At 71.2% G+C, this 12,215-nt stretch carries 14 protein-coding genes; 7 read left to right on the forward strand and 7 right to left on the reverse strand.

What is annotated here, in order from left to right:
* Positions 1 to 421 precede the first annotated feature (421 nt).
* The 4 genes from ACWD0J_RS17690 to ACWD0J_RS17705 all read right to left on the reverse strand — a co-directional run bounded on the left by ACWD0J_RS17690 (position 422) and on the right by ACWD0J_RS17705 (position 2,601).
* Entirely contained in the window at positions 422 to 805 is a 384-nt protein-coding gene (locus tag ACWD0J_RS17690; RefSeq protein ID WP_451496720.1) for a fic family toxin-antitoxin system, toxin component, read from the reverse strand.
* A complete protein-coding gene (locus tag ACWD0J_RS17695) occupies positions 802 to 1,107 on the reverse strand; it encodes a type II toxin -antitoxin system TacA 1-like antitoxin (RefSeq protein WP_451496721.1) in 306 nt (101 codons plus the stop codon). The genes ACWD0J_RS17690 and ACWD0J_RS17695 overlap by 4 nt, the downstream gene beginning before the upstream one ends.
* A gap of 24 nt (positions 1,108 to 1,131) precedes the next feature.
* A complete protein-coding gene (locus ACWD0J_RS17700) occupies positions 1,132 to 1,461 on the reverse strand; it encodes a hypothetical protein (RefSeq protein WP_451496722.1) in 330 nt (109 codons plus the stop codon).
* 273 nt (positions 1,462 to 1,734) lie between these two features.
* Positions 1,735 to 2,601, reverse strand: a complete 867-nt coding sequence (locus ACWD0J_RS17705; RefSeq protein WP_451496723.1) for a sigma-70 family RNA polymerase sigma factor — start codon at positions 2,599 to 2,601, stop codon at positions 1,735 to 1,737.
* A 94-nt stretch (positions 2,602 to 2,695) separates the two neighbouring features.
* Between ACWD0J_RS17705 and ACWD0J_RS17710 the strand changes: the two genes are divergently transcribed.
* The 7 genes from ACWD0J_RS17710 to ACWD0J_RS17740 all read left to right on the forward strand — a co-directional run bounded on the left by ACWD0J_RS17710 (position 2,696) and on the right by ACWD0J_RS17740 (position 9,301).
* Positions 2,696 to 3,145, forward strand: coding sequence for a carboxymuconolactone decarboxylase family protein (locus ACWD0J_RS17710; RefSeq protein ID WP_451496724.1), 450 nt, complete (start codon positions 2,696 to 2,698; stop codon positions 3,143 to 3,145).
* Positions 3,146 to 3,556: 411 nt separating this feature from the next.
* Positions 3,557 to 3,808, forward strand: a complete 252-nt coding sequence (locus tag ACWD0J_RS17715) for a hypothetical protein (protein WP_451496725.1) — start codon at positions 3,557 to 3,559, stop codon at positions 3,806 to 3,808.
* Positions 3,808 to 6,075 (forward strand): heavy metal translocating P-type ATPase, encoded by a 2,268-nt coding sequence (locus tag ACWD0J_RS17720; protein ID WP_451496726.1) that lies wholly within the window; start codon positions 3,808 to 3,810, stop codon positions 6,073 to 6,075. The genes ACWD0J_RS17715 and ACWD0J_RS17720 overlap by 1 nt, the downstream gene beginning before the upstream one ends.
* On the forward strand, positions 6,072 to 6,590 hold the full coding sequence (locus ACWD0J_RS17725) for a copper chaperone PCu(A)C (RefSeq protein ID WP_451496727.1): 519 nt from the start codon (positions 6,072 to 6,074) through the stop codon (positions 6,588 to 6,590). Before ACWD0J_RS17720 ends, ACWD0J_RS17725 begins: the two co-directional genes overlap by 4 nt.
* A 364-nt stretch (positions 6,591 to 6,954) precedes the next feature.
* Positions 6,955 to 7,680, forward strand: a complete 726-nt coding sequence (locus tag ACWD0J_RS17730) for a hypothetical protein (RefSeq protein WP_451496728.1) — start codon at positions 6,955 to 6,957, stop codon at positions 7,678 to 7,680.
* A gap of 114 nt (positions 7,681 to 7,794) precedes the next feature.
* On the forward strand, positions 7,795 to 8,478 hold the full coding sequence (locus ACWD0J_RS17735; protein ID WP_451496729.1) for a sigma-70 family RNA polymerase sigma factor: 684 nt from the start codon (positions 7,795 to 7,797) through the stop codon (positions 8,476 to 8,478).
* Between the two features lie 229 nt (positions 8,479 to 8,707).
* Positions 8,708 to 9,301 carry a DJ-1/PfpI family protein gene (locus ACWD0J_RS17740; RefSeq protein WP_451496730.1) on the forward strand — a complete coding sequence of 198 codons (594 nt, stop codon included), beginning with the start codon at positions 8,708 to 8,710 and terminating at the stop codon, positions 9,299 to 9,301.
* Here ACWD0J_RS17740 and ACWD0J_RS17745 read toward each other — a convergent pair.
* The 3 genes from ACWD0J_RS17745 to ACWD0J_RS17755 form a co-directional block, all read right to left on the reverse strand.
* A complete protein-coding gene (locus tag ACWD0J_RS17745; RefSeq protein ID WP_451496731.1) occupies positions 9,294 to 10,097 on the reverse strand; it encodes an ABC transporter ATP-binding protein in 804 nt (267 codons plus the stop codon). The two genes, ACWD0J_RS17740 and ACWD0J_RS17745, sit on opposite strands and share 8 nt — an antisense overlap.
* Entirely contained in the window at positions 10,094 to 11,059 is a 966-nt protein-coding gene (locus ACWD0J_RS17750; RefSeq protein ID WP_451496757.1) for a FecCD family ABC transporter permease, read from the reverse strand. Before ACWD0J_RS17750 ends, ACWD0J_RS17745 begins: the two co-directional genes overlap by 4 nt.
* Positions 11,060 to 11,124: 65 nt before the next feature.
* Positions 11,125 to 12,153, reverse strand: coding sequence for an ABC transporter substrate-binding protein (locus ACWD0J_RS17755; RefSeq protein WP_451496732.1), 1,029 nt, complete (start codon positions 12,151 to 12,153; stop codon positions 11,125 to 11,127).
* Positions 12,154 to 12,215: the final 62 nt, after the last annotated feature.

A 12,215-nucleotide genomic window follows, 5' to 3' on the forward strand; every position in this document is an offset into this window, starting at 1 on the left:
GCGGACCGCGACGGACTGTTTCGGGCCGTTCCTGCTCACCGGCCTGCTGCTGCCCGGCTGACCGACCGCGTGGTGAGCGTGTCCAGCCAGCCGCACCGGTCCGGCAGGCCGAACCGTCCGCTCGGTCACCGCTCACCAGGCGACGCGCGGACCGGACTGGTCACGCACGCGAAGCCGAACATCGTCAACCGGCTCTCTTCCCTGGTCCAGGACGCTTCCCTGGTCCAGGACGCCGAGCGCGGAGCGTTGCCACTCCGGTACGCGGCCACGCGGGACGTCCCCGGCGACGCGTACGCCGGCCCGGACGGTCTGTTCAGCTTCACGGGCTACCCGCTGATCCGAAAAGCCAGCCGGGCCGGCCCGGATCCGGCTGCCACCGACCGGAGCCGGCCACAGGCGATCAAGACGCTCCCGCGGTGGGTCAGGCGGCAGTCCAGTCGCGCAGTTGCCGGGCGATCCGGGCGACGCCGAGCACACCCGAGGCGGCGTCGCGCACCAGCGCGACGGCCGCCTTGGGCGGGTAGTCGAGGGTGCGCGCGTCGAGGGCCAGATAGGCCTCAGTCGCGTGCCAGGCGAAGGCCTCGTTCGAGTGTTCCAGGCATGGCAGTCTCGCCAAGGTGTGCAGCAGGACGGCGGCCTTGAGGTACAGCGAGCCGTAGATGTCCCGCTCCATCGCCCGGGCATTGACCCGGGCGACCGCCGCATACAGCGGCCCGTAGTCGTCGACCTGCGGATCACCGTCGAGGAGTTCGGCGGCGTGCAGCAGGAACGTGACATCGAGCGGCTGCGGTTCGGGTGAGGTCACGCGGCGTGGTCCCGTTCCTGCTGCTTCAGCTCCCGCAGCGCCTCCTGCTCGACGGCCCGCTGTTCCGCGTCGGCGTCGATGCTGCTGGGCTCGGCCGCGAAAGCCGCACCGCTGCGGGCCATGGACGCCTTGAAGCCCTCCAGGAACCGCTGCTCCACGGCGGTCGCCCGGTCGTAGGCGGCCGAGAGGATGTACTCCTGCATGCTGACCCCTGCCTGCTTGGCGGCTGCCGCGATGGCTGCCCGCTGGGTGGGGTCGGGGAAGCGCAGATTCATCGCTTTGGGATCCGACATGGCACCCATGGTACCGGCGGTACCACGAGGGTGTCACGATCGCTGGCCGATCGGGCCCGGCGAACGCAGGAAGAGGCCCGCTGCCTGCACGTCGGTGACACCGACCGCGCACGTCAGCTGATCGCGCGTTGGGGAAACGGTGAGGTCCTTGCTGGTGAAGAGACCGGTCAGGGTGGCTGGATCCCCTCCATGACGAGCCTCGGCGACCATGTCGATGAGCTGGTCGCAGTCGGGGCCGGTCCTGCCCTCGTAGGCCTCGGTCGTCCGGCCCGCACTCCACGCTTCACCACCGGTCGCGAACTCGCCCGGTGCGAGGTTTTCCGGGAAGGCCGTCAACGTCAACTGACGCTCGTCCTCGGCCACCTGCCCCGGGCCACGCATTGGGCGTCCGTGGCGGGTGGCCACCCGGCCGCGGCCCGAAGGCGGCCACAACAGCCGCTCCGTCCGACGACACGCGGAGCCAGGTGCAGCTGTCAGGCGCCGAGTGTGGTGAAGAAGGCGCGGACGTCGCTGACGAACGCTTCCGGCTGCTCCAGCGAGAGGAAGTTGCCTCCGTGCTCGAACTCGCTCCAGTGGGTGATGTGGTGATCCAGGGGGGTGGGGCTGACGGCCGGCCACCATCAGCGGCGCCGAGCGTCAGGGGATGAGCAGCGCGAGCTTGGCCGGGTCGATCACGACCCTGAGGGCGGTGATCCGGCCGTCGACGACGGTAAACGCGAGGACCGAGAGCGGGGTGCCGTCCTCGTGCCAGGAAACGATCCCGGGGAGGCCGTCGACGAGTGCCGCCCGCCCCTGCGTGGCTGCGCCGGCGGACAGTTGCGCGCCGGCTGCGACCTGGGTGGCGCCGAGGGTGACGACCACGCCGGACGGGGTGTCGACGGTCAGTTTCACCTCGGGGTCGAGTACGCGCAGCAACTCCTCGAAGTCGCCGCGGCGAGCCGCCGCCAGGAAGGCCCGGACGACATCTCGCTGCTCCCGTCCGACGCCGGCCGGCCGCTCGACCGTCCGCACTTTCCTGCGGGCGCGGCTGGCGAGCATCTTGGTGGCGGCGGTGGACCTGCCGAGGATCTGGCCGATCTCGTCGAACGGCACCGCGAACAGGTCGTGCAGCACGAACGCCAGCCGTTCGCTCGGCCCGAGCGATTCCAGGACGACGAGGAGCGCGAGCCCGACCGAGTCGGCGAGCACCGCGTCCTCCTCGGGAGCAGGATTGTCGTCGAGCGTCACCACGAGCTCGGGCAGACCGTCGTCGTAGGGCGCCTCCGGGCGGGCCTGGCGCGACCGCAGGACATCGAGGCTGATCCTGCCGACCACCGTGGTCAGCCAGCCGGCGAGGTTGTGGATGGTCGCCGTGTCCTGGCGGGAGAGCCGCAGCCAGGCCTCCTGGACCACGTCCTCGGCGTCGGCGTGCGACCCGAGCATGCGGTGGGCGACCGCGCGCAGCCGGTCGCGCTGGGCCTCGAACGACTCGGCCATCGGGTCCGGCGGGCTGGTGTCGGACATGTGGTTACCTTCCTCGGCTCTGCTCCGTCATGGGTCATGACGGGCCCGGAGGGGCGCAGGTAACCGATGAACCACCGATGAAGGAGCATGACCGATGGAAGCACGTGTGAAGAGCCCGGCCAATCCCGACGTGATCACAGCAATCCAGCACCTCTACAAGGCTGTTCACGCCGGGGGCGTGGACAGGCACCTGCTGTCGCTGGTCCATCTGCGTGCCAGCCAGATCAACGGCTGCAGCCCGTGCGTCTTCGCCACGGTCGAGTCGGCGCAGAAGGCCGGTGAGACGGACGAGCGGCTGCACCACGTGGTCGCCTGGCGCGAGACGCCCTTCTACACCGATGAGGAGCGGGCGGCCCTCGCCCTGACCGAGGCCGCCACCCGGATCCAGGACGGCGCACCGGGCGTGACCGACGAGATCTGGGACGCCGCCGCCGACCACTTCAGCGAGGAGCAACTGGGCGCGATCACCCTGGAGATCGCGATGACCAACTTCTTCAACCGGATCAACCGCACGATCCGGGAGCAGGCCGGCAAGACCTGGTGAGCCGGGCGGGGCGTCCTCCTTTGGAGGCCACGCCTTCCTGCCGGTAGTTCGTTGAATCCTGCGGTAGAGAAAGCGACTCGACGGCACGCGGCCTCGGCACCGCCGGCCTGCCGGCAGGTGTGCTGAGGCCGGCGGCGGCGGGCTACGCCGTCGTGCGCGACCGCTCCCGGGGCTGCGGCCGGAGTGACGCACGCACCGCTTGCCCTCCCGGTGGGACCTGCCGGCGGACCGCAGTGACCGCAACCCTGGCGGTGGGAACCCGCCGACGGACCGCAGTGACCGTAGCCCTGCTGCTTGTGTGATGCGGGCCACAGTGGCGCTCCGGAACTCGCAACCAGCCGGCTCCGACTCCTGAAACGGGTACGGCTCGATCCGGCCGGCACCCTAGGACGTGATCTGGAGACACGGTTGATGGACGAGTCCCGGCAATCCTCCCTCTCCGGCGTGGGTGTGAGGCTGCGCAAGGCGGCGCCCCCGCCCGCCCTCTGCGGCTTCCTCCTGCTGCTGGCCCTGATCTTCACGGTGTCGTACGCCGTTGGAACCGCCGCAGGCCCCGTCGCACCCGGTATGCACGGCACCGGAACGAGCGGGGACGGCAGCGGCGGTGGTGGAGGCGGCATGGACATGGATGACATGGGCGGGACGCATGGCGGAGGCCGCTGATGGGAGCGGATCCGATCACCACGCTGGTCACGACTGATCTGACCGTCGGTGGTATGACCTGCGCCGCCTGTGTGACCCGGGTCGAGAAGAAGCTCGGCAAGCTGGACGGGGTCACGGCGACCGTCAACCTCGCCACCGGCCGGGCCCGGGTGAGTCACCCGGAGACGGTCAGTCCCGGGAAGCTCGTCGCGACCGTGGAGAAGGCCGGTTACACGGCGGCCCTGCCCGAACTGCCCAAGGAACGGCGATCCGAGGACGAGGAACCCGAGGGGACGAGGCAGGATCGCGATCGGCTGCTGATCACCGCGTTGCTCGCGCTTCCCGTGCTGGTGCTGTCGATGGCGCCCGCGTGGCAGTTCCGCAACTGGCAGTGGCTGTGCTTCGTGCTGGCCGCGCCCGTCGCCGTGTGGGGTGCCTGGCCCTTCCACGTGCGGGCGGTGCGGGGGCTGCGGCATTCGGCCGCGACCATGGACACGCTGGTGTCGCTGGGCGTGGTGGCGTCCTTCGCCTGGTCGGCGTACGCGCTGTTCCTCGGGGGCGCGGGCGATCCCGGCATGCGGATGCCGTTCAGCTTCGTGCCGTCCGCGTCGGACGGTGTCGCGCACATCTATCTCGAAGCGGCCGTCGGCGTACCGCTGTTCGTGCTCCCGGGCCGCTTCCTGGAGGCGCGGGCCCGGCACGGGACCGGGGCGGCCCTGCGGTCGCTGGCCCGACTCGCCGCCAAGGAGGTGGCGGTACGGGACGGCGGCAGCGAACGCATGCTTCCGATCGAGGAGTTGGGCGTCGGACAGGTCTTCGTCGTGCGGCCCGGCGAGCGGGTCGCGACCGACGGTGAGGTGGTCGAGGGCAGCTCCGCCGTCGACCTCTCCCTGGTCACCGGTGAGAGCGAGCCGGCCGAGGTCGGTCCGGGCTCACCCGTGGTCGGTGGGGCCGTCAACGCAGGCGGGCTGCTGCTGGTGCGGGCCACCGCGGTCGGTGCCGGCACCCAGCTCGCCCGGATCACCCGGCTGGTGACCGAGGCACAGGCGGGCAAGGCGCGGGCGCAGCGGCTGGCCGACTCGGTGGCCGGGGTCTTCGTCCCCGTCGTGCTGGCGCTGGCCGTCACCGCGCTCGGGTTCTGGCTCGGGGCGGGGGCCGACCCGCAGCCTGCGGTCACCGCATGCGTGGCCGTCCTGGTCGTGGCCTGTCCGTGTGCGCTGGGGCTGGCGACCCCGACCGCGCTGATGGCCGCCACCGGCCGCGGCGCCCAACTCGGCGTCCTGGTCACCGGGCCGCAGGCGCTGGAGGGGCTTCAGCACCTGGACGCCGTGGTCCTCGACAAGACCGGCACCCTCACCTCCGGTCACATGAGCGTCGCCCGGATCACCGCCGTGCCGGACGGGCTGGGCGAGGAGGCCGTGCTGCGGTTGGCCGGGGCGGTCGAGCAGGGGTCGGAACATCCCCTCGGGCGGGCCGTCGCCGCCTCGGCCCGACGGGATCAACGGCTGCCGGAAGTCAGCCGGTTCAGCGCTCTGCCGGGCCGGGGCGTACGCGGCCGGGTCGAGGGCCGGCTGGTCGAAGTCCTCGCCCCGGACGAAGAGTTGCCCGCTGTCCTGGCGGACGCGCTGCGCGCCGCCGAAGCCGCCGCACGCACGGCTGTCCTGGTCCGGGTGGACGGCGTGGCCGAGGCGCTGATCGAAACCGGTGACGTCGTACGGCCCGGCAGCTATCGAGCGGTGGCACGGCTGCGGCGTCTGGGCGTACGTCCGGTGCTGGCCACCGGCGACCGGCAGGGACCTGCGCGGGCTGTCGCGGAAGCCCTGGGCATCGACGAGGTGCACGCCCGGTGCAGTCCCGAGGACAAGGCCCGCCTGGTACGCGACCTGCGGGCGCGGGGCTACCGGGTCGCGGTCGTCGGCGACGGCGTGAACGACGCCGCCGCACTGGCCGGCGCCGACCTGGGCATCGCCATGGGCAGCGGTACGGACGTGGCCATCGGGGCCGCCGACGTGACGCTGGTGCGCGGCGACATCGAGGCCCTGACGGACGCGGTCCGCCTGGCCCGGCGCACGCTGGGCACGATCCGCGCCAACCTCGTCTGGGCGTTCGGCTACAACGTGGTCACCGTGCCGCTCGCCATGGTGGGCCTCCTCAACCCGATGGTGGCCGCGGCGGCGATGTCGCTCAGTTCGCTGCTGGTGGTCGGCAACAGCCTCCGGCTGCGCGCCTGGCGGCCGGCGCCCACCCGGAGCCGTACACCTACGCCCGCTTGGAGTCACGGACGATGACCGAACCTCTCTGGCGTCCGACCCGTCGCCGGCTCACCGACAGCCTGCTCGCCGCGCTCGCACCCGTCGCCGTGTGCGGTGTCGCCCTCGGTGGGCTGACCACCTGGGTGGGCTTCGGCAACGCGGGAAGTCCGGCACGGATCGAGGTCACCTCGGGGCGGGTCTTCCTTCCCTACGGGAATGTCCGGGAAACAGCCGCGTTCTTCCGGATCTCCAACTCGGGAGGCGCGGAGGACCGGTTGGTCGACGTCACCTCGTCCGCCCTGGACGGCGCCATCGCGCTCTCGCGTCACCGCTCCAGCGGCGGCGGAGCGGCCTACCGGGAGCCCGTGGACTCGGCCGCGGTTCCCGCCCGCGTCGGCCTGACCATGTCACCGCACAGCCTGGACGTGACGGTGCCGGCCCGGCCAGGCTGGCACGCGGGCGATCTCGTGCCGTTCACGCTGCACTTCCAGCGCGGCGGGCCGATCAAGGTCGTGGCGGTTGTCGTCCGCCCTGGTGAGGGCTCCTTGTGAGCGCTCGGCCGTCCGTAGCCCGAACCGGCAGGGCGGGGGCGCAACGCCCGGACGGCTCGGTGGACCGGGATGTGCGTGCCCTCATACCGGCGCCGGCAGTCACCGTGCTCGGGGCCCGGCTCGGCGCCGGGGCCGGGGCCGAGCCGGAGGGCAGACGAGGACGTGCGTACGGCTGGTGTGCGGGTTCGGCTGTGACCGCAGGGCCGGCGAGGAACCTTCTCTCACAGAGAGTCGGACCGGGCCCGCAGTGAGTTCCCGCATTTCCTGGTGTTCTGGATCACGGGTCCGTGATTGACGGGGCACATGAATGATTTCCGTACCCACCGGTGACGCACGAGCCCCGGATGCAAGGATGAGGGCCGTCATGACTGCTGGGTGGGGTATGCGCACGGTACGGGCCGCGGTGTTCGCGGCCGTCTGCGTGGTGCTCGCCGCCCTCGGTCACGTGACGATGTCGGGCTCGTCGGTGCCCTGGTGGTCGATGGCCGCGGGAGCCGTGGTCACCGGCGGTACCGGATGGTGCCTGGCCGGTCGGGAACGCGGACTGCCGCTGATCGTGGCCGTGGTGGTCGCCGCCCAGACCCTGCTGCACTTGGCCTTCGAGTTCGCGCAGTCGGCCGCACCCCTGCCGACCGCCGGCTCGTCCCCCGTGCCGAGGGGTGCCATGGACATGGATTCCACGGCGCGTGACATGGGCTCCGTGCACATGGGCTCCGCGCATATGGACGCGGTCCACATGGACGCCGTGCACATAGGCTTCACGCACCCGGAGCACAGGGACGCGGGGCAGATGGCGCACATGGGCCACGACATGGACGGCACGTCGTCGTTCGGCATGCTTGCCGCCCACCTCCTGGCCGCGCTGCTGTGCGGCCTGTGGCTGGCCCACGGCGAACGCGCGGCCTTCCGCATCCTGCGGACCCTGGCCGGTTGGCTGGCCGCACCCCTTCGGCTGCTGCTCGCCCTGCCCACGCCGCCGCACCGTCCGCGCATCCGCGTGCGCCGCCGCTCGGACTGGGCGCCGCGGCGATTCCTGCTTGTCCACGCCATCACTTCGCGGGGGCCGCCCGTGGGGCCCGCTGTCGTCTGAAGACAGCCGGTATCCCGGGACCGCCAGCGCGCGTCCCGGGCCTCAGCCGTACGTCCTCGTACGGTCTGCCCCACTCGCCGGACCGTCCCGCCCACGCGCGGGTGCCGGATCCGGATGACCCGAGAAGGACCTCAGGTGACCACTCTCTCCCTGCCCGCCTCGCGTGAGAAGACGTCGTCGGCCGACGACTCGATAACCGCCTGGGCACTCGCCGCCCGTGGCGGTGACCCGGACGCCGTCGACCACTTCGTCCGCGCCCTGCACCGTGACGTACTGCGCTACGTCGCCCACCTCAGCGCGGACCCTCAGGCCGCCGACGATCTGGCCCAGGACACGTTCCTGCGGGCACTGGGCAGCCTGCACCGGTTCGAGGGCCGTTGCTCGGCCCGTGCGTGGCTGCTGTCCATCGCGCGTCGCGCCGTGATCGACAGCTTCCGGTACGCCGCTGCCCGGCCGCGTCTGTCCGACATGGAGGACTGGCGGCTTGCGGTCGAGCGCGCTCAGCCGCACGGTCTGCCCGGCTTCGACGACGGCATCGCGCTCCTCGACCTGCTGGCCGCCCTGCCCGAGGAACGCCGCGAGGCATTCACCCTCACCCAGTTGCTGGGCCTGCCGTACGCGGAGGCGGCCGAGATCAGCGACTGCCCCGTCGGGACGGTCCGATCCCGTGTCGCCCGGGCTCGCGCCACCCTCATGAGCCTGCTCGCCGAAGCCGAAGAGCGCTGGCCGGACGACGGGGCGACGGAGTCGGCCGAACGACGGCGCTCGGGTACGACCGCTGCCGCCTGGGCTGCTTGATACGGGGCTGGTGCCCATCGGACGTGCGGGCACCAGCCCTCCACGGCGTCCTGGCGAGTTCTGCCGTGCCGCGCTGGACGGGTGAACTCGCCGCGAGCTGGAGCAGCCGGCTGGGGCTGCTCCCTACGCTTGCCGAGAGCGAAGCCGTCGCCTCACGCAGGCAGAACGGCACCGCGCGACGCGGTGCCCTCGGATCCTCCGCACACAGAGAGTTGGTGAGCCCGGCAGCATGAATCCTTCGCTGACCATCGGCGTCTACGTATTCGAGGACGCCGAGGAGCTCGATGTCGTCGGACCGTGGGAGGTCCTCGGGTTCTGGGCCGCGCACGTGGCGGAGTTTCCGGTCCGGGTGCTGTCGGTCGGCAGGGAGGAAGGGGTGGTGCGCTGCTCCAAGGGCCTCGGCCTGGTCGCCGACCAGAGCCTCGCCACGGCTCCCGCTCTTGACCTTCTGGTGCATCCCGGCGGTGACGGGACGCGTCCCCTGACGAAAGACAGCGCACACCTGGACCGGCTGCGGGAACTGCACCGTCGGGGAACCGTGTTGGCGAGCGTGTGCACCGGATCTCTCGTCCTGGCGGCAGCGGGGCTGCTGAAGGGGCGGCCCGCCACGACCCACTGGAACTACCTCGAGAGGCTCGCGAAGATCGATGACACGGTCGACGTACGCGCGGATGAGCGCTATGTCGACGACGGAGACATCGTCACCAGCGCCGGCGTGTCCGCCGGGATCGACATGGCCCTCCACCTTGTGGAGCGTTTCGACAGCCGGCAGGCGGCGGCCGACGTCCGCAAGTCCATCCAGTACGACCGGCCCGTCAGCTGATCGCTCCCTGCGGCATCAGGTCCAGGACAAGGGGCTTGGCTCCGTAGGTGACGCGTACGACACCATCGGGGTGGCGGTCGGCCGTGGCGGTCACGCCGAAGACGTCGCGCAGCAGCCCGGGAGTCAGGACGTCCAGCACGGGACCCGCCGCGACCACCTCGCCGTGATGGAGCGCGACGAGGTGGTCGCACAGGCGGGCTGCCAGGTCGAGGTCGTGCAGGACGGCGAGGGTGGTGATGCCGGTGGAGCGGATCAGTTCGAGGAGTTCGAACCGGGCACGGATGTCGAGGTGGTTGGTGAGCTCGTCGAGGACGAGGAGCCTGGGGCGCTGGGCGAGGGCGCGGGCGAGCAGCACGCGTTGGCGTTCGCCGCCGGACAGGGAGGTGAAGTCGCGGTCGGCCAGGGGGCGGGCACCGCACTGGTCGAGGGCTTCCTCGACGGCTTCGTGGTCGTCGGCGCCGTCCCGGCCGAGAAGGCCGTGGTGCGGGGTACGGCCGAGGGCGACGATCTCGGTGACGCACAGCCCGGTCGGGCCGGCGCCCGACTCCTGGAGAACGGCGGCGGTACGGCGGGCGGCGCTCCGGGGTGACAGGGCCCATACGTCGTCGCCGTCGACGCGCACCACCCCTCGCTGCGGGCGCAGGGAGCGGTAGATGGTGCGCAGCAGGGTGGACTTGCCGCTGCCGTTGGGGCCGACGAGGCCGACGATGTCGCCCGGCTGGGCCTCCAGGGCCACGTCGCGCAGGATCGGCCGGCGGTCGAGGGTGATGTGGAGCTGTTCCACGGTGAGTTTCATACGGAGTCCAGGCTCTTGTTGCGGCGGAGCAGCCAGAGGAAGAAAGGCGCGCCGAACAGGGCGGTGAGGATGCCGAGGGGCAGCTCGTTGGGGCGGTTGACCGTGCGTGAGAGCAGGTCGACGACGACCAGGTAGATGGCGCCGACCAGGGCGGACTGGGGCAGCAGCCTGCGGTGGTCGGCGCCGGTGACGAGGCGCACCAGGTGGGGGATCATCAGGCCCACGAAGCCGATCCCGCCGGCGACGGCGATGACCGTGCCGGTGAGCAGCGAGGCCAGCACCAGCAGCAGAGCACGCAGCCGGTGCACGTCGACACCGAGTGCGGTGGCGGACTCGTCGCCGGCCAGCAGCGCGTTCAGCCGTCGTCCGAAGAGAGCCAGAACGACCGTGGTGGTGAGGACGACGGTGCTGACCACGGGCAGCTGTCCCCATTGGGCTCCGGCGACGCTTCCCAGCATCCAGAACATCACGGTGCGCAGCTCTGTGGGGGTGGCCCGCAGTTGCAGATAGCTGGTCGCGGCCAGAAAGAGGTACCCCACGGCGACGCCCGAGAGAACCAGCCGGGTGGGCGCGAGCCGTCCTCCTCGCTGTCCGAGGAGGAAGACCAGGACCACCGCGCCGACGGCACCCACGAAGGCCGCCGATGACACGCCGAGTCCGCCGAGGGCGCCGCTGGTGAGGGTGATGACGAGCACGGCGCCGAGGGAGGCTCCGGAGGAGACGCCCAGTACATACGGATCCGCCAGCGGATTGGCGACGACTGCCTGCAGAACCACGCCGGAGACCGCGAGGCCCGCGCCGACCAGGGCGGCCAGGACGACACGCGGGGCCCGGAAGTTCCAGACGATCTGGTCCAGGGCCGGGTCACCCGTCGCGCCGCCGCCCCCCAGATGACGGAGCACGATCCGCCACACATCGCCCAGCGGCACGTTGACGGCGCCGATGCTGATCGCGACCATCATGACGACGGCGAGCACGACCAGCAGTGCCACCAGCACCAGCGCCGGGTTGAGCCCCTTCGAACGCTTCAGAACGCGTCGGGGTGGAGCATCCGGGCGATCTTGTCCACCGCCAGGTCGTTGCTGGGGCCGAGGTAGATCGAGTCGGACAGAACGGTGTAACGCTTGTTCTTCGCGGCCGGCCACTGGGGGAACTCCTTGAGCAGTTCGCGGGCGTACGCCGCGGGATCGGGGTCGTTGTAGCTGATCACCACGAGGGCGTCGACCGGCTCGGCGGCGACCTTCTCCTTGCTGAGGTCGGCGAAGGAGGTCCTGGAGGCGGAGGAGAAGGCGTTGGTGCCGCCGGCCTTGGTGAGGATGTCGTTCCAGACGCCGTTGGCCGCGATGGAGCTGAAGTCGTTGGCGCCCATCGACATGTTGGAGAACACCACCATGACGTTGGGTGCCTTTTTGCCCCTGACCTTGGCCGATACGTCGTTGATCTTCTTCTGGGAGGCCGCGATGAGTTTCTCGGCGCGGTGGCTGACGCGGAAGATCCTTCCCAGGTCGCGCAGCAGCTTGTAGCTGTCGGCGACGGTCATGCGGGAGGTGTCCTGGTCGCAGCCCTGGGGGGAGATGTAGGTGTTGGCGTTGACCGCCTTGAGGTCCTGGCGGGTCGCGAAGCCGTTCTTCGCGTCGAAGCCGTAGGACGTGGTGGACAGGACGAGGTCGGGGCTCAGGCCCAGCATCGCCTCGCGGGGGATGTCGTAGGCGTCATTGAGTTCGATGTCCCCGGTGGGCAGCGCCTTGATGGCCTTGGCGCGGCCGGTGACCTCGGACATGCCGTACGACTGCCCGTTGGCGACGATCCGGTCGCCGAGACCGAGGGCCAGCAGCGAGGAGACCTCCGCGACGGAGGCACCGTTCATGACGACCACCCGGCTCGGCGCCTTGGTGTACGTGGTGGTCTGCCCGCAGTTCTCGATGCTCACCGGGTAGCCGGGAGCGTTCGCCTCCGCCGCGGTCTGTGCCGTGGGGGAGGACGAGGCTCCGCAGGCCGCGGTGGCCAGACACAGAACTCCGGCCAGGGCCACGGCAGCGGGCCGTTTCGTCAGCATGCGGACTCCTCAAGGGTAGGGCGGACTCCGCTTCAGTAGTCGCGGCGAAGCCCGCCCGGGTT

It is taken from the genome of Streptomyces sp. NPDC003011 (assembly GCF_053591515.1).